At 70.5% G+C, this 21,307-nt stretch carries 24 protein-coding genes; 17 read left to right on the top strand and 7 right to left on the bottom strand.

Features of this window, described 5'->3' with window-relative positions:
- Positions 1–93: 93 nt before the first annotated feature.
- The 4 genes from AB0M54_RS01970 (at position 94) to AB0M54_RS01955 (ending at position 4,071) form a co-directional block, all read left to right on the top strand.
- A complete protein-coding gene (locus tag AB0M54_RS01970) occupies positions 94–492 on the top strand; it encodes a hypothetical protein (protein WP_364314326.1) in 399 nt (132 codons plus the stop codon).
- The gene (locus tag AB0M54_RS01965) at positions 489–1,925 is read left to right on the top strand and encodes a WXG100 family type VII secretion target (RefSeq protein ID WP_364314329.1); all 1,437 of its coding nucleotides are present in this window, start codon (positions 489–491) and stop codon (positions 1,923–1,925) included. Before AB0M54_RS01970 ends, AB0M54_RS01965 begins: the two co-directional genes overlap by 4 nt.
- Entirely contained in the window at positions 1,922–3,013 is a 1,092-nt protein-coding gene (locus tag AB0M54_RS01960) for a S8 family serine peptidase (protein WP_364468636.1), read from the top strand. The genes AB0M54_RS01965 and AB0M54_RS01960 overlap by 4 nt, the downstream gene beginning before the upstream one ends.
- A gap of 377 nt (positions 3,014–3,390) precedes the next feature.
- Positions 3,391–4,071 carry an SIMPL domain-containing protein gene (locus AB0M54_RS01955; RefSeq protein ID WP_364468634.1) on the top strand — a complete coding sequence of 227 codons (681 nt, stop codon included), beginning with the start codon at positions 3,391–3,393 and terminating at the stop codon, positions 4,069–4,071.
- Positions 4,072–4,309: 238 nt separating this feature from the next.
- On the opposite strand, the gene AB0M54_RS01950 is transcribed toward AB0M54_RS01955, so the two are convergent.
- A complete protein-coding gene (locus tag AB0M54_RS01950) occupies positions 4,310–5,587 on the bottom strand; it encodes a DUF4407 domain-containing protein (RefSeq protein ID WP_364468632.1) in 1,278 nt (425 codons plus the stop codon).
- A gap of 58 nt (positions 5,588–5,645) precedes the next feature.
- Between AB0M54_RS01950 and AB0M54_RS01945 the strand changes: the two genes are divergently transcribed.
- The 7 genes from AB0M54_RS01945 to AB0M54_RS01915 all read left to right on the top strand — a co-directional run bounded on the left by AB0M54_RS01945 (position 5,646) and on the right by AB0M54_RS01915 (position 11,393).
- A complete protein-coding gene (locus AB0M54_RS01945) occupies positions 5,646–6,500 on the top strand; it encodes an aldo/keto reductase (RefSeq protein WP_364468630.1) in 855 nt (284 codons plus the stop codon).
- Between the two features lie 524 nt (positions 6,501–7,024).
- Positions 7,025–7,534 (top strand): hypothetical protein, encoded by a 510-nt coding sequence (locus AB0M54_RS01940; RefSeq protein WP_364468628.1) that lies wholly within the window; start codon positions 7,025–7,027, stop codon positions 7,532–7,534.
- Positions 7,535–7,618: 84 nt separating this feature from the next.
- On the top strand, positions 7,619–8,065 hold the full coding sequence (locus AB0M54_RS01935; protein ID WP_364468626.1) for a hypothetical protein: 447 nt from the start codon (positions 7,619–7,621) through the stop codon (positions 8,063–8,065).
- Complete coding sequence (locus AB0M54_RS01930; protein WP_364468624.1) at positions 8,062–8,763, top strand: hypothetical protein; 702 nt, start codon at positions 8,062–8,064, stop codon at positions 8,761–8,763. The genes AB0M54_RS01935 and AB0M54_RS01930 overlap by 4 nt, the downstream gene beginning before the upstream one ends.
- Before the next feature lie 627 nt (positions 8,764–9,390).
- A complete protein-coding gene (locus tag AB0M54_RS01925; RefSeq protein WP_364468622.1) occupies positions 9,391–9,876 on the top strand; it encodes a hypothetical protein in 486 nt (161 codons plus the stop codon).
- 50 nt (positions 9,877–9,926) lie between these two features.
- A complete protein-coding gene (locus tag AB0M54_RS01920) occupies positions 9,927–10,550 on the top strand; it encodes a hypothetical protein (protein WP_364468620.1) in 624 nt (207 codons plus the stop codon).
- A 102-nt stretch (positions 10,551–10,652) separates the two neighbouring features.
- Positions 10,653–11,393 carry a methyltransferase gene (locus tag AB0M54_RS01915; protein WP_364314354.1) on the top strand — a complete coding sequence of 247 codons (741 nt, stop codon included), beginning with the start codon at positions 10,653–10,655 and terminating at the stop codon, positions 11,391–11,393.
- Here the strand turns inward: AB0M54_RS01915 and AB0M54_RS01910 are convergent.
- From AB0M54_RS01910 to AB0M54_RS01895, 4 genes are read right to left on the bottom strand one after another with little or no spacing between them, the layout of a single operon-like run.
- A complete protein-coding gene (locus AB0M54_RS01910) occupies positions 11,347–12,282 on the bottom strand; it encodes an RNA polymerase subunit sigma-70 (RefSeq protein WP_364314357.1) in 936 nt (311 codons plus the stop codon). The two genes, AB0M54_RS01915 and AB0M54_RS01910, sit on opposite strands and share 47 nt — an antisense overlap.
- Positions 12,283–12,292: 10 nt before the next feature.
- Positions 12,293–13,360: a beta-eliminating lyase-related protein gene (locus AB0M54_RS01905; protein WP_364468618.1), complete on the bottom strand. Its 1,068-nt coding sequence runs from the start codon at positions 13,358–13,360 to the stop codon at positions 12,293–12,295.
- Positions 13,361–13,372: 12 nt separating this feature from the next.
- Positions 13,373–14,368: a MerR family transcriptional regulator gene (locus tag AB0M54_RS01900; RefSeq protein WP_364468616.1), complete on the bottom strand. Its 996-nt coding sequence runs from the start codon at positions 14,366–14,368 to the stop codon at positions 13,373–13,375.
- 46 nt (positions 14,369–14,414) lie between these two features.
- A complete protein-coding gene (locus AB0M54_RS01895; RefSeq protein WP_364469174.1) occupies positions 14,415–15,233 on the bottom strand; it encodes a LysR family transcriptional regulator ArgP in 819 nt (272 codons plus the stop codon).
- An 80-nt stretch (positions 15,234–15,313) separates the two neighbouring features.
- Here AB0M54_RS01895 and AB0M54_RS01890 point away from each other — a divergent pair, with 80 nt between their 5' ends.
- Positions 15,314–15,919, top strand: a complete 606-nt coding sequence (locus tag AB0M54_RS01890) for a LysE/ArgO family amino acid transporter (RefSeq protein WP_364314364.1) — start codon at positions 15,314–15,316, stop codon at positions 15,917–15,919.
- On the opposite strand, the gene dapD is transcribed toward AB0M54_RS01890, so the two are convergent.
- Positions 15,896–16,864 carry a 2,3,4,5-tetrahydropyridine-2,6-dicarboxylate N-succinyltransferase gene (gene dapD / locus AB0M54_RS01885; protein WP_364468614.1) on the bottom strand — a complete coding sequence of 323 codons (969 nt, stop codon included), beginning with the start codon at positions 16,862–16,864 and terminating at the stop codon, positions 15,896–15,898. The genes AB0M54_RS01890 and dapD overlap by 24 nt on opposite strands.
- A 39-nt stretch (positions 16,865–16,903) precedes the next feature.
- On the opposite strand from dapD, the gene dapE reads away from it, so the two are divergent.
- Positions 16,904–17,980 carry a succinyl-diaminopimelate desuccinylase gene (dapE, locus tag AB0M54_RS01880; RefSeq protein ID WP_364468612.1) on the top strand — a complete coding sequence of 359 codons (1,077 nt, stop codon included), beginning with the start codon at positions 16,904–16,906 and terminating at the stop codon, positions 17,978–17,980.
- Positions 17,981–18,015: 35 nt separating this feature from the next.
- On the opposite strand, the gene AB0M54_RS01875 is transcribed toward dapE, so the two are convergent.
- Positions 18,016–18,189, bottom strand: a complete 174-nt coding sequence (locus tag AB0M54_RS01875) for a hypothetical protein (protein WP_364314372.1) — start codon at positions 18,187–18,189, stop codon at positions 18,016–18,018.
- Positions 18,190–18,323: 134 nt separating this feature from the next.
- Here AB0M54_RS01875 and AB0M54_RS01870 point away from each other — a divergent pair, with 134 nt between their 5' ends.
- The 4 genes from AB0M54_RS01870 (at position 18,324) to AB0M54_RS01855 (ending at position 21,241) form a co-directional block, all read left to right on the top strand.
- Complete coding sequence (locus tag AB0M54_RS01870) at positions 18,324–19,112, top strand: TIGR00730 family Rossman fold protein (protein WP_364468610.1); 789 nt, start codon at positions 18,324–18,326, stop codon at positions 19,110–19,112.
- Positions 19,113–19,664 carry a TIGR00730 family Rossman fold protein gene (locus AB0M54_RS01865; RefSeq protein ID WP_364468608.1) on the top strand — a complete coding sequence of 184 codons (552 nt, stop codon included), beginning with the start codon at positions 19,113–19,115 and terminating at the stop codon, positions 19,662–19,664. It begins immediately after the preceding gene.
- Between the two features lie 32 nt (positions 19,665–19,696).
- Positions 19,697–20,722: a LacI family DNA-binding transcriptional regulator gene (locus AB0M54_RS01860; protein ID WP_364314377.1), complete on the top strand. Its 1,026-nt coding sequence runs from the start codon at positions 19,697–19,699 to the stop codon at positions 20,720–20,722.
- Positions 20,723–20,800: 78 nt separating this feature from the next.
- Positions 20,801–21,241 (top strand): hypothetical protein, encoded by a 441-nt coding sequence (locus tag AB0M54_RS01855; protein ID WP_364468606.1) that lies wholly within the window; start codon positions 20,801–20,803, stop codon positions 21,239–21,241.
- Positions 21,242–21,307: the final 66 nt, after the last annotated feature.

Here is a 21,307-nt window from a genome sequence, read left to right as displayed (position 1 = left end):
TCCACAGTGGGCCCGGCACGGGTACCCACACCTTCCACGCTGCGGTTACCCTCGATGCGTTGCCAGCTAGACGGCGATCACGGGGAGGCAGCGATGAGTGATCCCTCCATCAATGTGGAGACCGGCGAACTCAACAACTTCGCCAAGGACGTGCGGTTCGAGGCCGACGAGGTGTTCCGTCCGGCGGTGAGCCGCGCGGCGACGACGCTGTCCGGCGTCAACTTCGGGCAGAAGAACGCGAGCGGCGCCGTGCACGCGGCGAAGACCCGCTATTCCCAGGCGATGAGCACCCACATCCGCAATCTGAACGCCTACGTCGAGGCCGCCGGCATCATGGCCGCCGCGGCCGAGATCGTGGCCCGCGAGTTCGACGCCGTCGACGCCAACAACGCCGAGGCCGCCGCACGGGTCAACGCGATGTTGCGCTCGGCCACCGACGAGGCCCACCGTAAGGCGTTCGAGCAGTTCAAGGGCATCGAGGGGGCAGTGTGAGCGACGCGCCGCTGACCTCGAGCTGGTGTACGGCCTGGGGCTCGTTCAACACTCCCCGCCTGTGGGCGATGGTGGCCGAGGAAGACGACCCCGACGCCTGGCGCCAGGTCGCCACCTGGGGTGACATCGCCACGGCGGTGAAAGACCACCGCAGCCGCCTGCTCGCGGCCAAGGAGGCGCTGATCGCCGCCTGGCCGCCGGAACAGAACCTGTCGGCCGACGCGTTCGTCAACGAGCTCGACAACCTGCTCAGCAAGATGGATGGTGCCCGGCAGGACGCCGACGCCACCGCCGACGGGCTGGCCAACATCCTCGAGGCGCTGCGTCAGGCGAAGAACCAGATGCAGCCGCTGTACGACGAATATCGGGAGAAGAACGACGACTGGGTCCCCGGCTGGTTCGACAACGCCGAGGACGAGATCGACGAGAAGGCCCGCCGGGTCATGATCCAGGCCGAGCAGGTCGTCGAGCAGAACGTGCCGTCGATCAAGGTGCCCGACGAATACAAGATGGACCCGACCGCCAAGTCCGGCTACACGCCGCCTCGCGAGAACACCGCGGGCGACGGGAACACGCGCTTCAGCCCGGTCGGCAGCGGCGGCGGTTCCGGCTCGGTCGGTTCGTCGGGCGGCAGTTCCGGCTCCGGTTCCGGTTCCGGTTCCGGCCATTCGGATATTCCGGTGCCACATGACCCGGTGCCGCCGATGCCGGGCATGGATCCCATTGATCCGAGCGGCGGTTCCGGCTCGGGCTCCGGCCCCGGTGGCGGTGGTGGCTCTGGCGTGGGCGGCGGTTCCGGTGGGCCCGGTGGCGGCGGCCCCGACCTCGCCGGCGTCACGCCCCTGCCCGGTCCGCCGCCGATCGCCCCGCCTCCGCCGCCTCCGCCGCCCGGTGTGCCGCCGATCATCGGCCAGCCGCTCCCGCCGGGCCCGCCGCCGCTCCTGCCCGGGCCGCTTCCCGGTGGCGTGCCGCCGTCGATCTCCGGCTCCGGCCCCACCACCGGCGGCACCAAGCCGCCGATGTCGACGAACTTCCAGAGCGTGGGCCGCGGCGGTGGCCGTGGCGCGCTGCCCTCCGGCGCGGTGATCGGCGAGAACGTCGGCCGCAGCGGTGGGGGAGCGGGTCGGGCCGGCAACCTGCCGGCGGGCAACGTCGGTCGCAGCACGGCGGCCGGCGCCCGCACCGGTCAGAAGCCGCCGCGCCCGTCCTGGTTGCCGCCCGACGAGCCGAACGGCGGCCGGAACGTGTCGTCGCAGAACGCGCTGTCCGGCTCCCGCCGCGGCCACCGCGAGGAGGACGGGCCCGAGGGCAAGCGCTTCGACCCCGACAACCCGTGGGAGGTCGAGTCCGGGGTGGCGCCGGTGATCAAGCCGGAGACCGGCACCCCGCGCCACGACCCCGGCCCGAACGTGATCGGCGGCTACCGCGGGTGATTCGTTCGGTACGCCGGCCCGGCGCCGCCCTGGCCGCGGCGGCGCTGGTCCTGGCCGGTCCGGCGCCGGCCCGGGCTGATTCGGTCCGCGACAAGCAGTGGTATCTCGACACCCTGAACGTGGCGGCAGCCCAGCGCATCAGCAAGGGCGCCGACGTGGTGGTGGCCGTGCTCGACACCGGCGTCGACGCGAAGCACCCCGACCTGAAGGGCGCGGTGCTGGCCGGCAACAACACGACCCGCCCCGGCGCCAAGGGCAACGCCGACACCGAGGGCCACGGCACCGGCATGGCCGGCATCATCGCGGCCCGCGGGCGCGGCACCCGCGGCCTGGTCGGCATCGCCCCCGCCGCCAAGATCCTGCCGATCCGCCCCGCCACCGACCCCGAGTTCGCCGCTGACGGCATCCGCTGGGCGGTGCGGAACGGCGCCCAGGTCATCAACATGTCCTTCGGCCTGCCCGACTCGGAAACCCTGCACTCGGCGATCCGCGAGGCCGCCGAGGCCGACGTCGTCCTGGTGTCGTCCGTCGGCAACACCGGCGACAAGGGCAACGCCCCCGACTACCCAGGCGCCTACCCCGAGGTGATCGGCGTCGGCGCGATCGGCCGGGACGGCAAGGTGGCCAAGTTCTCCCAGCACGGCGCCCAGGTCGACCTGGTCGCCCCCGGCGTCGACATCGAACAGGCCGGCGTGGCCGGCTCCTACCGCAACGGCTTCGGCAGCAGCAACTCAGCCGCCGTGGTCTCCGGCGCGGCGGCCCTGATCCGGGCCAAATACCCCGACCTGAAGGCCCAGCAGGTGGTCGACCGCCTGACCGGAACCGCCGACGACAAGGGCGACAAAGGCCGAGACGACTTCTACGGCCACGGCGAGATAGACCTGGTCAAGGCCCTGACCGCCCCCCAGCCCGCGTCGTCGTCGCCAGCGTCCCCACCCGCCGGCGCTCCCGCCGCGGCCCCGCCCGTGCAGTCAAGCGACACCGACGAGGGCGGCATCCCGCCCCTGGTCTTCATCGCCGCGGGTGTGCTCCTGCTGATCATCGCGGGCGGCGCGGTCACGATGGCGGTCCGCCGCTCCCGCACGTGACCGGCCCGGCCGTCGCCTTCACAGACCCCGCCCCGGCGACGTAGCTGACGAGACCCCGCCCCGGCGACGTAGCTGACAAGACCCGTCACCGGGTTCGCGCCCGAGCCCGCGACTCGTGAGCAGAGCCGGCCGGTCCGGCGGCGGGGATGTCATTTGTTCCAAGCCGATCGACGGGCTACGACCGGGACAGAGGCGGGACCGGCCGGGACGACCCGGCGGCGGGGCGCGGAGAGCTTGGATCTCCTGGCCCGCCTCGATGACAGGGCTTTGCTGTGCACGTACTCATACCGGGTTTGGCCTTTGCTGGTAGAAGACGGCCTTTGCTGGTAGAAGACGGCCTTGGCGTGGGGAAGAAGGAGCCCCGGTAGGTTCGGGGGATGGCGGAGAGAGCGGGCGACCAGGCGACCGTGACGGTTCGGGGCGAAGCGATGCGGGAGGTGCCGCCGGAGCAGGCGGTGGTGTCGGTGATCGTGTCGGCGCGGGAGAGCAGCCGGGAAGTTGTGTTGCAGCGGCTGACCGAGCGAGCCGCTGAGCTGCGGAGTTACTTGGATGACGTCGGCGAGGCGATTGAGCGGCGTGAGTCGGGCAGCGTGCAGATTCATCCGGAGCTCAAGCGTGGCGGTGGCAAGGTGGTCGCGTTTCAAGGGGCGGCCACGACGACGGTGACCGTGACCGACTTCGCGGCGCTCGGTGATCTGCTGCTGCGGCTGGGGCGGCTGGAGTCGGCCAGCGTGTCGGGGCCCTGGTGGCAGCTCAAGCCCGGGAGCCGGGCCGGCGCCGATGTGCGGGCCGAGGCGGTGGCGGATGCGTTGCAGCGGGCGCGGGAGTATGCGGCGGCGGTCGGCGCTCGGGTGGACCGGCTGGTCGAGATCGCTGACGAGGGCGCCGGCGGGGTTCAGCCGATGATGCACCGGAGTTTGGCGTTCGCGGCCAAGGCCGAGTCGGCCGATCTGGAGCTTGAACTCGACCCGGCGGTGCAGACCGTGCAGGCCTCGGTCGTCGTCCGGGTCACGATCACCGAGCCGACGGCCGTGCACACCGAGCCGTTGTCCGATTAGGATCAGAAACTACGTGATCACTCTCGGTTGATGTTGTGACCGTTCCGTGACATCTCGGGTGGCACCTTCCGGCCGGTGGACGAGGGTGGCACAGATCGGGCCAGAGCTGCGAAAACGGGCCCCTGAATCAGGGGCCCGTCAGCACGGCGCAGCTCGCCAGAGCGGTCAGACCGCCGTTCAACAGAGCGTGGGCAGGCGATGCGCCGGAGCATATAGTAGCGCCTTGATGCAACTTGCGTTAAGTCCGCACGGGGTTCTGATTCGCCAGACGTTCGACCGGACGTTCGGGCTGTGTCGACATGTGGCGGTATCGAGGCTTATAAGCCGCCACATTGTCGCGGAGCACTGATCGCGCCCGCTCGGTGGCCATCTCGTTGAGCTGTTCGTCCCGGGTGGCCGCGTCCACGCCGCCGGCCACCACGCGCATCGTGGCCTCGCCGTACACCCGCGCATCGGCGACCCCACGCTCGTAGGCGATCAACGCAGCGTGCTCGCGCTCGCGGGCCAGGCGGGCCTCGGCCCGCTCGTACGCGTTGCCCCGGGAGACGAATTTGAGCCCCACCGCCGCGCAGTCCAGGGCGACCAGGAGCAGCGCGATCCCCAGGTAGAACACGCCGATGCCCCAGAAGTCGCTGGTCACCAGGTGGGCCATCGCCTTGGTGCGGGCGCCGAAGCCGGCGTCGGCCCGGATCGCGGCCGCGTTCCGCTCACGCTGGTCGGCGATCAGGCGGGTGAGCGAGACCAATTCTTCGGTACGCGCGTCCCGGCCCGGTTGCTGGCTCACCCGGAGCGAGGCCGCTTGCTTGTCCAGGGCCGCCGCCTGATCGTCCAGGGCGCGGGACCGGCGTACCAGGGTGTCGCAGTCCCCGCCGGCCGGGCAACCCGCCTTGCGCGAGATCCCGTCGCCCTCGGAATCCGCCAGGGCCTGCCGGTACAGCGCCCGGGCGTCGCGGCGCTTCGCGACCGCCTGCACGGTCAGCTTCGCCACCGCCGCGTCGTCCTCGGCGGCGCGCTGCCGCAGCGAGGCCAGCCGCTGGTCGTACGCCCCGAGCGCACCCGACGACGACATCGCCAGGATCTGCTCGTTGTGCACCCGGTTCAGATGCGCGTCGATCTCGCCCCGGTAGCGCGCCAGCATCAGCGGCTCGGTGATGATCACCGCGAACAGCAGCGCCAGCCCGACCCGGCCCAGGTAGAGCCCGATCGTCGGCCGCTTCAACAGGTGGCGCGGGTCGGCCGAGTCGAGGTTCTGGTAGCTGATCGACACCCGGCCGACCACCGCGCGGTCGTAGGCCACCACGCCGACCGCCACCAGCGGCCCGACCAGCCACTGCCACCACGGGTGCGTGTAGTTGGCGCTGGCGTCCACGAACGCCGCCCCGCCGACCGTCGCGTACACGAAGTAGAGCAGCACAAACACGCCGATCGCGCTGTAGAGGACCCGGTCGGAGTGGGTGTTCACGCTGTCCGGGTTGACGTTGGCCACCCGGAGGAGCACGTCCCGGCGCCTCGGCATGCACCCGAGTCTTACCGATTCCCGGTGCGTCCGTCCCCGATTCGGGTAGACGGAGAACATGACCACTGACATCCCGACCATCACCCTGAACGACGGCCGCACCATCCCACAGCTCGGGTTCGGGGTGTTCCAGGTGCCACCCGACGAGACCCGCGACGCGGTCACGATGGCGATCGACGCCGGCTACCGGCACTTCGACACCGCACAGATGTACCGCAACGAGAAGGGCGTCGGCGAGGCGATCGACGCGGCCGACCAGGACCGGGCCGACTTCTTCATCACCAGCAAGCTGAGCAACGCGGCCCACCGGCCGGACGACGCGCGCCGGGCCTTCGACGGCACGCTGAGCGCGCTCGGCACCGACTACGTCGACCTGTTCCTGATCCACTGGCCGCTGCCGACCCTCTACGACGGCGACTTCGTGCAGACCTGGCGCACGCTCGAGGAGTTCTACCGCGAGGGCCGCGCCCGCTCGATCGGCGTCTCCAACTTCACCCCGCACCACCTGCGCCGCCTGCGCGCGGAGACCGACATCCGCCCCGCGGTCAACCAGATCGAGGTGCACCCCTACTTCACCAACGACGAGACCCGCGGGTACGGCGCCGAGAACGAGATCGCCACCGAGGCCTACTCGCCGATCGCCCAGGGCGAGGTCCTGACCGACCCGACCATCGAGTCCATCGCCCGCGAGGTGTCCCGCACGCCGGCCCAGGTCGTCCTCCGCTGGCACATCCAGCGCGGCGACATCATCTTCCCCAAGAGCAAGACCGAGTCACGGGTACGCGAGAACGCCGCGATCTTCGACTTCGAACTCGCCACAGCCGACATGGCGGCCATCACGTCCCTGGACAAGGGCGAGAAGGGTCGTACCGGAGGCAACCCCGACACCAACGCCTGGCTGCCTCCCGCCTGACAGAAGCGTTCGCGCGAAGCATCTTTCAGGGGACGCGGCCGCCGTTCCGGCTTACCCCATTAGGGAGCAAGCAGAGAATTTGGCGTGTCGCGTCCCTTTGATCTGTTCGACTTTCGCCGTGATCGCTTCACACAAAGCTAACGCCGAACCCCATTTTCGTGGTGTTCCCATGATCTTCCCAGCCGCCTCGTGTTGAGAGTGGCGGCCAAACCTGATAGCCGTGCGTTTCCCCAGCCAGCAGGTCTGTGGTTGGGCTCGTGCGGCCTGCCCGGGAATCGATCTTCACCAGCCCGGCCGATGGGTCTTCACCCGGCCGGGCTAAGCCGTGTGGAGCGGACCATCCAACCCACGTTTGCCACAGGGCAAACGGAAGCACTATCGCCAGCGCATCGGGAATTCCGCCATCTTTGTCGCAGCGCCGCACCGATCACCGGGTCGGCGAACACCAACAAGCGAGTGCACCGAAACGCCAGCTTCCCGCTGCGTTCGCGGGAAGCACGAACCCGGTTCCTGGAGGAACTCAGATGCGCAAGATCACCAAGCGGGCCGCTGCCGTTGTCGCCGCGTCGGTCATCGCTGTGGGTGCCGGCGGTGCCGCATTCGCCTACGCGGCCGGCTGGTTCAACGGTTCCGGCACGGTCGTCGCCACGTCTTCCACGATCCAGCCCGTCACCGCGTCGATCAACATCGGCAGCTCCGACTCCACTCGCCTCTTCCCCGGCAAGACCATCGCCGTTACGGCTCCGAGTGTTGTCAACAACAACGACTACCCGGTTCAGATCAACAACGTCACCAGCTTCACCCTGACCTCGACCAAGGCCGCATGTGGCGCGGCCGAGGCTGACCTCTCGTTCGCCGACTTCCCGGACGCGACGGTCCCGGCGCATAGCACGGCGAGCAACGTGAACTTGGGTTCCATGACGATGGCGCAGACGGCTGACCCGGCTTGCGCCGGCGCGGTCTTCACCGTTTCCGCCGTCCTGGGCGGCGAGATTGGGCAGGCGCCGGCCGCTAATGGTGGCGGCCGCTCGTGATCTTGGCGGTCAGGGCGGGCCAACCCGGCCTGACCGTCTTTGCTTCTGCAGATAGAGACGATGATGAGAAGCTGGCGTGATGTCGTGGCGACCCTGGTGATCGGTGCTGTTGCCTCGACCGCCCTGTCCGGTTGTCGTAGCGGGGCCACGGAAGAGATGGTCCTTTCCGCGCACGGACAGAGCTACGGAAAGCTCAGCTTCGAGCTCGAAGGCGGCTCGCTGACGGGCCTCTTCCCGGGCGCGCGGCGACGGATCAGCGTGACGGTGGTCAACAAGTTGGAGCACCCCATCCGCCTTCGCAGCCTGGACGGCCGACTCAAGTCGTCGTCGCGCCGTGAATGCCCGGCCACCTCGGCCAACCTGAACATCGGCGGCTATGACGGCGTCCTGCCGGTGACGGTCAAGGCTCACGCGCGGGCCAAACTCGATGGGGCGGTCCCGGTGACCATGCCGAAGAACGTCTCACCGAAGTGCTCCAGCACGCGGTTCTCCATCGTCCTGTCGGCGACCGGATCGCAGGCGGCCCGATGAACGCCCAACGTAAGGTCGTCTTCGCGGTCGTCACCGCCGGTCTTGTCGCGGCCGGCACTGTCGCCGCTCAAGCGGAGTGGGCGATCCCCGTGTCGGCGTCGGTCAAGGCTCGGGCGGCGACGATGCCGCAAGGCGTGACGCCGAGCGTGGAGAAGGACGGCAAGGCCGCGGTCGTCAGCTGGAGCACCCAGGAGATCGCGCAGGGCGCCGACATGACCGCCTACGTCATCACCGCGCACAGCGTCAACAAGCCTCCGCTGCCCGACGTGGTCCATGAGGTCACCGGCACGAGCAAGAACTCGCAGTCGGTGAAGTTCAAGGCCGCCGAAGTCGCGGGCGGCAAGTGGAAGTGGACGGTCACCCCGAAGTTCCACGCCTGGGTCGGCCCGGAGAGCGACCGCAGCGACCCGCTGGACTTCCCCGGCGCTCCGGCCACGGTTGCTCCGGGCGAAGCCGCACTGGTGGTGGCCGTTCCCGACCCGGCGACAACGCCCGCGACGGTGGCTCCGACAAAACCGGCCGAGACGGCCGACGTGAAGCCGCCGACGACCGTCGCGAGCCTGCCGACGAAGGAAGCAACCACGGCGCCGCCGCCGGTGGTCAAGGAAGAAGAGCCGCCGTCGGCCGAGATCGAGCCCAGCCCGCCCGACGTTCAGGAGACTCCGGCCTCGCCGGGGACCGCGCCACAGACCCCATAGAGACAAAGAGCCCCATGGCGCCGGGGGCTTCGTCGTGTCGAATTCCTTTCACCATCGACACGGACGAGGTAATCCGGTGCGGTAGCCATAACCGTTCAAAGCTCAAAGACCCCCGAACACTCGCCTGATTCCATTCATCCCGGCTCGCGGGCATCATCCGTAGACCGGCAGGTGCGCATGCAAGTGCGGCCGATAAAGAGCCACCTGGCAGTTTGAGCGGGACCGCCCAAAGTGCTAGGCAAGGCCTTTCCGCAGCGTGCCTGGCCTGCGGAAACGGTCTGTCGTGGGCGGCGCCGCCGGTTTCATGTTCGGGATCCTCCCCCGTTGGGGTTAGGCCGGTCAGTTCGCGACGACTGCGATTGTGCGGCCTACTGCGGACGTAATCCCGATCAACAAAGCGGGCCCCATCAGGGAATCTGGAGTCTGCCGCTGGTGCACATCCCTCGCCGGGCGGCGTCGTCTCAGGAAAATCGGAACCGGAACGCAGGAGGAACTCGCCGTATGCGAAATGTCAGCAGCCGGCCTGCGACCACGACGACCGTCCACCAGAGCAATGACATGGCGGTGGTGCCGGAACTGGACGAGCCCACGTGGGAAGTCAGGCAGCCGAATTCGGGACGGTCGGGAATGCGCAGGTTCGACGGCCGTACGCGGTCGATCCTCACCGCGGCGGCAGTGGTCGCCATCGTGGTGAACGCGGGGGTGGCCTGGGCGTACTGGAGGATCACCGGCTCGGACACCGGGGCGCGGGTCGGTGTGGAGCTGAGGCTGCGGGGGCGGTCCGACTTCAACCGGCCGCTGGGTGCGGGTGAGACCGGGAATCTGACCGTCACGCTGACCAACGACTACGACTTCCCGATCCGGATCACCAACGTGAGGCCGGCCCCGGGCGGCGCGGTGGCCGACGACGAGCATCGGGACGCCGGTTGCAAGGACCCGAAGGTCACGATGACCCGGGACATCTTCGACGTCGAGTGGGACGTGCCGCGCAACACGATCGGCGCGTTCACCATCCCGGCGGGCCTGGCCCTGGCCCTGGGCGAGCCGGCCGCCTGCCGTGGGGCCACGTTCACGGTCCCGTTGCAGGTGAGCGGCTTCAGCCAGGGGGAGTAAAAGGGGCGAAGCCGGCACGTGATCAAGGAAAGCCCACTAGCTTTCGGGGCGTGAAAAAGCTGCTGCTCAGCCTGGCTCTCGTCCTGCCGATCCTCGCGCTGCCGCAAGCGGCCGCCCAGGCCGCCAACACGGGGGCGAAGGCGAAGGCCGCCCGGGCCGCCGACCAGGCGGCGAAGGCGCCCGGGAAGGTCACGGTCACCCCGTCCACGGTCCTGCCCAGGGTCGCCCCGTGCAGCGGCGTCAACGACTTCACGGTCAGCGGCAAGGGCTTCAAGCCGTACGAGATGATCGATCTGACCGTGGGCGGCCTGGCCTACGACAGCTTCCAGGCGGACGCGGCCGGCGCCTACGAGCAGGAGAACGAGATCAAGGCGGTGCCGTCCGGCTACCTTCCGGTGAAGCTCACCGGCAACAAGGGCACCAAGGCGCAGGCCGAGATCCGGCTCGGCTGGGCCGGCTGCTGGATGCGCTCGCACGGCGTGCTGACCGTGCGCGGCGCCGGCTTCGCGGCCGACGACCAGATCGACGTGATCCTGGACGGCGAGATCGTCGAGGTGGCCGAGAGCGACGCGCGCGGTCGGTTCGAGGCGAAGGTCGACTGCCCGGCGGGCGATCCCACGCTCGAGGTGGAGGGCGAGAAGCGCAGCCTGACCTTCAAGACCGTCGATTGTTGATCGAGGACTTGACGGCGCCGTTATCGCGGCGTAACCAGAGCGTGCCTGGGAACACGCACAACTGCGGCCTAATCTCGACCGACGTCTGGATACCGTCATACGGTGCAGACGATTCCCGAGTATGACGAGCTGATCGGCGAGGCCGACGGCGTACCCCTGGTGGGCTGGGAGTTCGGCTGGCAGGACGGCCGTGCGGTCGGCTTCGACCCGTCCTGGTCGTTCCCCGCTCTGGCTCGTCCGCTGGTCAGGCGGGCGAGCAGCCTGCTCGACCTCGACACCGGCGGCGGTGAGCTGCTCGCCGAGCTGGCGCCGCTGCCTCGACACACGGTCGCGGTGGAGACCTGGGCGCCGAACACGCCGGTGGCCCGCGACCGGCTGACCCCGTTCGGCGTCTCGGTGCTCACCGAGCTGCCGGGCGGCGAGAACGAGTTCGATGTGGTGCTCAGCCGGCACGGCCGGCTCCCGGCCGACGACATCGCCCGGCTGCTGGCCCCGGGTGGCACGGTCCTCACCCAGCAGGTGGGCAGCGACGACCTGGCCGAGCTGAACGCCGCGCTGGGCGCGCCGGCGCCGTATTCGAAGCGCTGGACGGCCGAGGTGGCGGTCGCGGCGCTGGAGTCGGCCGGGCTCGAGGTGACCGATGTCCGCGAGGAGCGCCCCGATGTGGCCTTCCACGACGTCGGCGCGATCGTCTACCAGCTCCGCGCCGTGCCGTGGCAGGTGCGTGACTTCTCCACCCAACGGTACGACCGCCACCTGCGCCGGATCGACGCGCTGATCCGCACGACCGGCCAGTTCAAGGCAACGGCCCATCGCTTCCTGGTGGCGGCCAGGCGCCCTTGAGCGGCAGTCCGAAGGACACGGGATCCGCGCCGAGGAAGGAAACCACCTCGACGATGGATGAGCCCGAGAACCGCAGCACGTCCACCGAGATCCACACCCATTCGCCGTCCTGCCACCAATAGGTGCCGTGCGCGAGCTGCCCGTTCGCCCGCGCCGGAAGAAATCGCCACCGATTTCGCATCGGTGACGACAGCAACCACGCCCGGATGGCGTCCGGACCGCGGTAGAACTCCGGCAGCGGCGGCATCGAGTAGGTCGCGTCCGCGGCGAGCAGCCCGACGATCGCCTCGACGTCGGCGGCTTCCCACGCGGCCGCGTACCGATCGGCAAGGTCTTTGGTCTTGGGATCTTGCAAGGCGATCTGCTGGCTGACCGCGGGCCGGCGTGCGTCGAGCGTGTGCCGGGCGCGCTGGAGCCCGCTGTTGACCGCCGCGACCGTGGTGTCGAGCTGCGACGCGACCTCGGCCGCGGAGAACCCGAGCACCTCACGCAGCACCAGCACGGCGCGCTGCACCGGCGACAGATGGTGCAGCGCCGCGACGAAGGCCAGCTCGACGCCCTCACGCTGCTCGGCCGTGGCCGCCGGATCAAGAAGATCAGTGGGGTACGGCGTGAGCCACGCCACCTCGGCCAGCGGCGCGCCGGGGCTGAGGTCGGCCGGCAGCTCCCGCCGCGACCGCTTCGCCAGCATGGTCAGGCACCGGTTGGTGGCGATCCGGTAGAGCCACGGCCGGATCGGCCCGCGCCCGTCGAAGCTGTCCAGGCTCTTCCACGCCCGGACCAGCGAGTCCTGCAACGCGTCCTCGGCGTCGTGCACCGACCCGAGCATCCGGTAGCAGTGCGCGAGCAGCTCTGATCGGTGTGCCGCGACCTGCTGCTCGAAGTCCACGGCGGAAAGCCTACGAGCTGGTCAGCCAGGCCAGGGTCTCGGCGATGAACGACGGCTTGTGCCGCAGCGTCGCGCTGCCCACCGACAGTTCGGTGCGGATCACGTCCGGGTCGCCGGTTGGCTCGGCCCGCGGCCACACCCAGAAGCGCTGCTCGTCGGCGAGCTGCTTGGCCCGCGCGGTGTACGCCTCCAAGGTGGTGTCCAGCAGCAGGTGCATCATCGGCGTGTGGGGCGGGTCGGGCACCACGCGCACGGTCGGCGCCTCGGCCAGCGCCGCCGCGATGGCCCGCGCGTGTTCCATCCGGGCCGGCATCTCGGCCAGCGCCCCGGGCAGCAGGTTCAGGGCGGAGGCGGCGGCCGGCCACAGCCCGTAGAGCGTGCCGCCGAGCCGGTGCCGCCATTCGCGCACCTCGGCCATGTCCTGCTCACGGCCGGCGAGGCAGCACCCGGACAGCGCGCCGACGCCCTTGTAGAACGAGACGTACACGGTGTCGAAGAGCGCCGCGATCTCGGCCGCCGGCCGGCCGTACCCGGCGCTCGCCTCCCACAGCCGGGCGCCGTCCAGGTGGGCCGCCGCGCCGCGGTTCTGGGCCCAGGCGGTCTGCGCGACCAGCTCGTCCCAGGCCGGCAGCTGGCCGCCGAGGTCACGCTGGGGCAGCTCGAGGACCAGGGCGGCGACCGGCTCGGCCACCCCGTTCAGGTCACCCGAGGTGAGCACCTTCTCACGGGCGCCGGCCGGCCGGCCGACCAGTTGGTGCAGCCGGGCGTACGCGCCGTTCTCGTGCTCCTGGACGTGGCAGTACGGGTGCCAGACCACGGTCCGGGTGGTGCGCCGGTCGGCGTGCACCCGCAGCATCGCCGGTTGGGCCATGGTGCCGCTGGGCAGGAAGACGGCGGCGGGCTTGCCGAGCAGGCCGGCGACGTGGTGTTCCAGGTCGGTGACCGCGCCGCCGTCGCCGTACACATCCTCGATCGTGTCCGGCGGGATGGACCTCAGCAGGTCGGCGGGGCGCTGCAGGCCATTCCCGTGGAAGGAGTCGGTGCAGTGGGCACGTCGCAGCGTGATCTCGTCGTCCACCGCACCAGTCTGTCAGTGTCGAACCGGCATCAATAGCGAAAACTGATCACCTTCGGGCACCCGGACGGCCAGGGGGTGGATCGGCCCGTCGAGTTCCAGCCGGAGCTGTCCGGCCCCGCCCGCGTCCAGCGCCTGGAGCAGGAAGTCCCGGTTCACCGCCACGTGCCCGTCCACATCGGCGGCCCAGTCCGCCACGGTGGCGAGCTCGACCCGGTCGCCGACATTCAAGATCACCAGGGGGTACGGGGATCCTTCGTATTCCCGCATCACCACCGGCTGGGCCTCGACCGCCGCACGCAGCTCGGCCACCTCGACCGTGACCGCCGGGCCGCTGGGCGAGCGGACCAGCCGCCGGAAGTCCGGGTAGTCGCCTTCGATCGGCGTGACCTCGACCCCGTCGACCGTGACCCGGCCCGGTTCGAGGGTCACCGTCCCGACGTCGTGGTGAAGGGCCGAGGCCGGCACCACGGCCCGGGCCGGTGGCCCCTTGACCTCGGCGGTCGCGGTGGCGACGGCCAGCCGGAAGCGGTCGGTGGCGACCAGGGTCAGCGTTCCCTCGCCGGCCTCGACGAGGATGCCGCCGAGCAGTCCGGCGTCGGCCGGGCCGACGGCGAAGCGGACGGCGTCGACGAGCCGGGCGAACTTGTCGGCCGGCAGGGTCACAGTGGTCATCGGAACCTCCAGGTTCAGCAGGGCGCGGGCGTGGGAGAGTTCCCGGCGGGCGTCGAGCAGACCGTCCTCCAGCCGGCCCAGATGCCGGTCGATCAGCGCGGTGACCGCCGCGGCGTCGGGCAGCGCGCGTACCGCGGCCGTGATCTCCGTGATCGGCATGCCCACCCGCCGCAGGCTGGCCACCAGCCGCGCCGCCCGCACCTGCTCGTCGGCGTAGCGCCGATAGCCGGTGAACGGGTCGACCTCGGCCGGCACCAGCACCCCGGCGCTGTCGTAGAATCGCAGCGCGCTGACGGTCAGCCCACTGACCCGGGCCATCTCGCCGATCCCGCGCATGTCCCTCTCCACCCCGATCACGCTGCCGCCTCGACCAGGTCGAGGGTCAACTCCGCAGTGCGGTCGCGGCCACCTCCTTGACCGCCGCCGTGAGGTCGGTCAGGACGTCGGACTCTATCCGCCAGCGCTGCCAGTAGAGGGGCACGTCCAGGTGCTTGCCCGGGGTGAGCTCGACGAGGCGGCTGTCGGCGCGGGCGATCTGTTCCGGCACCAAGGCCCAGCCCAGGCCCAGGCGGACCGCGTCGACGAACGAGGCCGCCGCGGGGACGTAGTGCACCGGCGGATCAACACCGGGACCCATGAACCGGTGCTGCAGCTCGTCCTTGCGGTTGAGCAGGATCACCGGTGTGGTCGCGAAGCCCTGGAAGTCCAGCGACGGCGCGGCCACCGCGAGATAGCGCATCGCGCCCAGCCGCTCGACCCGGCAGCCCTGCACGGCCACGTGCTGGGAGGTCACCGCGGCCATCACGGTGCCGGCGCGCAGCAGGTCGGCGGTGTACTCCTGGTCGTCCTGATGCAGGTCGAAGACGAGGTGGGGAAGCCGGGCCAGCGCCGGCATGAACCAGGTGTGCAGCGAGTCGGCGTTCACCACCACCGAGACGCGTACGCGGGAGCCGGCCAGCCCGCCGCGCGCCGCGGCCAGGGCCTCCCGCTCGAGCAGGCCGACCTGACCGGCGAAGCGGACCAGCGCCCGCCCGGCCTCGGTCGGCTCGCACGGCTTGGCCCGGCGCACCAGCACCTGACCGACGTCCTGCTCCAAGGCCTTGATCCGCTGGCTGACCGCGGACGGGCTGACGTGCATCGCCCGCGCGGCGGCGTCGAAGCTGCCCGCCTCGATCACGGCCTGGAAGGTCGCCAGCTGCATCGCATCCACGTAAGCAATGCTAATGGCCGGTAAGAAACCTTAGCTGTCCTTACGGCAGGCGAGACCGTAGCTTCGGGTACGTGCTCAGTTCCGCCCTCGCCGGGTTCGTCGCCGCCGTCGCCCTGATCGTCGCCATCGGCGCGCAGAACGCCTTCGTCCTGCGCCAGGGCCTGCGCCGGGAACATGTACTCCCGGTGGTTCTGACCTGCGCTCTTTCCGACCTGGCCCTGATCCTGGCCGGCATCGGTGGCCTCGGCGCGCTGATCACCGCCCACCCCGCCGCGGTGAGCGTCGCGCGCTGGGCCGGGGCGATCTTCCTGTTCGCGTACGCGATCCTCGCCGCCCGCCGCGCCTGGCGCCCGGTCGCGCTCAACCTGGCCGACCAGGCCCCGGCCACCCTGCGCGCGACGCTGCTGGCCTGCCTCGCCTTCACCTACCTGAACCCGCATGTCTACCTGGACACGGTCTTGCTGCTGGGCTCGGTGGCCCAGCAGCACGACCACCGCTGGCTCTTCGGGATCGGCGCCGCCGCCGCGAGTCTGACCTGGTTCACCGCGCTCGGCGTGGGCGCCCGCAAGCTCGCCCCGATCTTGGCGCGCCCGGCCGCCTGGCGGGTGCTCGACGGCCTCATCGCGGTCGTGATGGCCGCGATCGCCGTGACGTTAGTCGTTGGCGTGCAGGGCTGAGTTCAGCACGATGCCGGTTCCCTTGCGGGGGCGGGCCTCGAGCGCGCCGGTCACCGAGTTGCGCCAGAACAGCAGGTTGTCGACCCCGGCCAGCTCGCGGGCCTTGACCACCCGGCCGTCGGGCAGGGTGATCTTCGACCCCGGCGTGATGTACGTCCCGGCCTCGACCACGCAGTCGTCACCCAGCGAGATGCCCACGCCGGCGTTCGCGCCGAGCAGGCTGCGCTCGCCGATCACCAGCTTGTCCTTGCCGCCGCCGGACAGCGTGCCCAGGATCGAGCTGCCGCCGCCGATGTCCGAGCCGTCGCCGACCACGACGCCCTGCACGATCCGGCCCTCGACCATCGACGCGCCCAGCGTGCCGGCGTTGAAGTTGACGAAGCCCTCCTGCATGACCGTGGTGCCGGTGGCCAGGTGGGCGCCCAGCCGGACCCGGTCGGCGTCGGCGATCCGCACGCCGGCCGGGATCACGTAGTCGGTCATCCGCGGGAACTTGTCCACCCCGAACACGGTCAGGTGGCGCCCGGCCGCCCGCTCGATCACCCGCAACTCGTCCACCCGGGCCGGCGGGCACGGGCCGGCCGAGGTCCAGGCCACGTTGGCCAGGTGGGCGAAGATGCCGTCCAGGTTCAGCTCGTTGGGCCGCACCAGGCGATGCGACAGCAGGTGCAGGCGCAGGTACGCGTCCGAGGCGTCCTTGATCGGGTCGGCCAGAGAACCGATCACCACCTGCACGGCGACCGTCTCGAGCCCGACCAGCGGGCCCGGACCGGTCAGGCCCGGAGGCAGCGCGGTCTCGGCGTCGGCGGGCGCGTCGCCCAGGCCCAGCGAGCCGGCCGGGAACCAGGTGTCGAGCACCTGACCCTCGGTCACGGTGGCCAGGCCGATGCCCCAGGCGGGCGAGGTCGAGATCTCGGGAGTCACGAAACCGACCCTACCGGTCATCACGAGAGCGGTTCATCCACGGCCGGTATCGTGCGGCCCATGGCCAACCCGCTTACCCAGGACGTCCTGGTCGACCCGGTGGTGCTGACCCGCGCCCTGGTCGACCTCCAGTCCGTGTCCCGCGAGGAGAAAGAGATCGCGGACTGCGTCGAGGAGGTGCTCCGGCAGTCGCCGCATCTCAGCGTGGACCGGCTCGGCCACACCGTGATGGCCCGCACCGACCTGGGACGTGAACAGCGGGTGGTGCTCGCCGGCCATCTCGACACGGTGCCGATCAACGACAACTTCCCGTCCACCGTGCAGGACGACCTGATCTTCGGCTGCGGCGCCTCGGACATGAAGTCGGGCGTCGCGCTGGCCCTCCACCTGGCCGCCACGCTGCCCGACCCGCGCTACGACCTGACCTACCTCTTCTACGAGGCCGAAGAGATCGACTCGCGGTTCAACGGGCTCCGGCTGGTCGCCGAGGCCCGGCCCGACTGGCTGCGGGCCGACTTCGCGCTGCTGCTCGAGCCGACCTACGGCATCGTCGAGGCCGGCTGCCAGGGCACCCTGCGCGCGCTGGTCCGCACCACCGGCCGGCGGGCGCACACCGCGCGGGCGTGGCGGGGAGTCAACGCGATCCACGCGATGGGTGCCGTTCTGCAGCGCCTCACCGATTACCGTCCGCGCACGGTCACCATCGATGGGTGTACGTACCGTGAGGGGCTCAACGCGGTCCGGATCGCCGGCGGCGTGGCCGGGAACGTGGTGCCCGACGCCTGCGAGATCGAGGTCAATCTGCGGTTCGCGCCCGACCGGACCGAGAAGCAGGCGCTCGAACACGTGCACGAGGTGTTCGACGGATTCGACGTGGAGCTCACCGACTCGGCCGCCGGGGCGATGCCCGGGCTGAGCGCCGCGCCGGCCCGGGAGTTCCTCACCGCGGTCGGCGAACAGCCCGAGGCCAAGCTGGGCTGGACCGATGTGGCCCGATTCGCGGCGCTGGGCATCCCGGCCCTCAACTACGGTCCGGGCGACCCGCTGCTCGCGCACGCGCCGGACGAGCACGTCGAGATCGGGAAGATCCGCGACGGCGCGGCCACGCTCCACCGCTGGCTGGCGGCCACGGACTAGGACCGGCCCGGCCGGTCCGGCCGGGCGGACGGGTCCTAGACGATGGGCAGCTTCACGCGACCGATGGCGCGCGGGCGGATCTCGATCGTCCTCTCGCTCTCCAGGTCGGTGCGTGGCGTGGACATCGCCATGCGGCGTTCCTCCACCACCAACCGGATGCGCCGTTGCATGCGGCGCTGTTCCTTGATGCGTTCGTATCGCGTCGTCACGGTGGCTCCTCTGCCGGCCGGCCGTGGGTTTTAGTTTCCCCAATCTGGCAAAAAGGTATCGGCGCCGCAATCCTCTTACCGAAACACGTCTACTTATTCACCGGGTCATGCACCCTCGCACTACCGTTGGTGCCATGACTGACAGCACCAACGGGCGACCCCGAACGGCACCGGAGCGTCATCGCGGCGCGGTCACTCTGCGGCGCGAATCGATACCGCCGAGCACCGCCGACGAGAAACTGCTCGACTCCCATCACCGCGGTGAGTGGAAGACGAAGGACGCCTGGCGCGCGCTGCGCATCCTGTCCGAGTTCGTCGAGGGGTTCGACACGCTCGCCGACCTGCCGCCCGCGGTCAGCGTCTTCGGCTCGGCCCGCAGCAAACCCGACAGCCCCGAGTGCGAGCTGGCCGCCGACCTGGGCGCGGCGCTCGCCGAGGCGGGCTACGCGGTGATCACCGGCGGCGGCCCCGGCGTGATGGAGGCGACCAACCGCGGCGCCACCGAGGCCGGCGGGATGTCCGTCGGCCTGGGCATCGAACTGCCGTTCGAGCAGGGCCTCAACGACTGGGTCGACATCGGGATCGACTTCCGCTACTTCTTCGTACGCAAGACCATGTTCGTCAAGTACGCGCAGGCCTTCGTCGTCCTGCCCGGCGGCTTCGGCACCCTGGACGAGCTGTTCGAGGCCATCACCCTGGTGCAGACCAAGAAGGTGACCCGGTTCCCGGTGATCCTGATGGGCTCGGCCTACTGGGGTGGCCTGCTCGACTGGGTGAAGCGCACGGTGCTCGACGACGGCAAGATCAGCGCGGCCGACCTCGACCTGATCCAGGTCACCGACGACGTGGACGAGGCCGTGCAGATCATCGTCGACGCGGCCCCGATCTTCTCCTCGAACTCCGCGGTTCTGGAGGAAGACTGAGTGGCCCGGATCTGCGTTTTCTGCGCCTCATCGACCCGCGTCGACCAGCGCTGGCTCGACCTCGCCACCGAAACCGGCAAGGAACTCGCCGCCCGCGGTCACACCCTGGTCTCCGGCGGCGGCAAGGTCGGCATGATGGGCACGGTCGCGGCCGGCGCCCGCGCGGGTGGCGCGTACACCTTGGGGATCATGCCGCAGGTCCTGGTCGACTGGGAGGTCGCCGACATGGACTCGGACGAGATGATCGTCACCGAGGGCATGTCGGCCCGGAAAGACCTGATGCTCGAGCAGTCCGACGCGTTCCTCACGCTGCCCGGCGGGCTCGGCACCCTCGACGAGCTGTTCGAGGTCTGGACCACGGCCACCCTGGCCCTGCACACCAAGCCGATCGTCGTGCTCGACCCGGACGGTTTCTACACCGGCCTCTTCGGGTGGCTGGCCGGCCTCACCGACGACGCCTTCATCCGTCGCGAGGCCCTGACCATGGTCACGGTCGCCGGCTCCGTCCCGGCCGCCTTCGACAGCATCGAAGCGGCCCTCGATCACCCCTGATTGAAACGCCCGGAACGTGGAACACTGCGTCCATGCCGCCCCAACGGCCGACTCTGATCCAGGTCGCCCAGCGAGCCGGTGTGTCCCGGAGTACCGCCTCGTTCGTCCTGGCCGGACGGCACGTCGACATGCGGATCTCCGAGGACGCCCGGCAACGCGTGCTGCGCGCCGCCCAGGAACTCGACTACCGCCCCAACCTGATGGCGCGCAGCCTGCGCACCAAGGTCACCAAGACGATCGCGCTGGTCTCGGACACGATCGCCTCCGACCCGTACGCCGGCCGCGCCATCCACGGCAGCCTCGCCGCCGCCGTCGCCCACGGCCATCTGCTCTTCATCGGCGAGACCGAGGGCGACCCGGTGATGGAGGAGAAGCTGATCTCCGACCTGCTCGACCGCCAGGTCGACGCCTTCGTGTACGCGAGCATGTCCACCCGCTACGTCCGGCTGCCCAAACTGCTGCGTGGCCGCAAGGTCGCGCTGCTCAACTGCCTGACCCGGGCGGCCACCCCCGCGCAGCACACGGTCATCCCCGACGAGGTCGCCGCCGGCTGGAGCGCCGCGCAGGTGATCGTCGAGGCCGGCCACCGCGACGGCATCCACCTCGTCGGCCGCCTCGCCGAGCAGGTCTTCGCCGGCCGGGAACGGGTCGCCGGCCTCCGCGAGGGGCTCGGGCAGGCGAAGGCCCGGCTGGCCGGGACGATCGACTGCGACTGGTGGCCCGAGCCGGCCTACGAGGCGGTTCACGCGGCACTGACCGGCGGGCTGCGGCCCCGGGTGCTGATCTGCCTCAACGACCGCATCGCGCTGGGCGCCTACCAGGCCCTGGGCGAGGCCGGGCTCACCGTTCCGGATGACGTGTCGGTGCTCTCTTTTGATGACTCCGACCTGGCCGCGTGGCTCCGGCCACAGTTGACCAGCATCGCGCTGCCGCATTACCAGATGGGGTGGCAGGCGGTGGAGCTGCTGCTCAGCCCCGAGGCGGAGCCGGCCGTGGTGCGGGTGCCGATGACCGTACGCAGCCGGGCATCGGTCGGTCGGCCGGTCGACCTGACCTAACGGGCGAGGGACACCCCCCATCGACGGCACTACGGTCCACTGTGATTCAACTACCTCCTTGGATCGGTGGTGCCCGGCGTGACCCAGAAGCGCGTACTCCTCATCGGCGCCGTCCTGGTCGCCGCCGGGATCGGCGCGCCGGCCACGTCGGCCATCATGTCGCCGCACAACGCGGTCGAGCACGAGGCGCCGGCCGCGCCCGCCCAGCCGCCACAGACCAACGCCGAACTGGTCGAACCCGGGCTCGAGCCGGTCGTCGCCGGCACTCCGGCGCCGACCTCGAACGCGCCGGTCACCCAGGACGACGTGCCGGTCCAGGTCGCCGAGCAGCCGGTCGCACCCGCCGAGAACGCACCGGCCCCGCGACCGGTCAGGACGGTCGCGCGGCCCAAACCGCGGCCGGTCGAGAAGCCGATCGACAACACGCCGGCGCCGCCCGCCGCCCCGCGCCCGACCGTCACCCACCAGGCGCCGATGCCGATCTCCAGCGACGACGACGAGCCGATCCCCGGGCAGTGAGCAGGGCTGTCGTACCCGCGTGGTCTCATTGACGCCGTGAGTACCCAGGCGACTTCCCCGGCGGCC

The organism is Actinoplanes sp. NPDC051470, from assembly GCF_040682035.1.
Taxonomy (GTDB): domain Bacteria; phylum Actinomycetota; class Actinomycetes; order Mycobacteriales; family Micromonosporaceae; genus Actinoplanes.
This window is presented reverse-complemented; position numbering and strand designations above follow the sequence as displayed.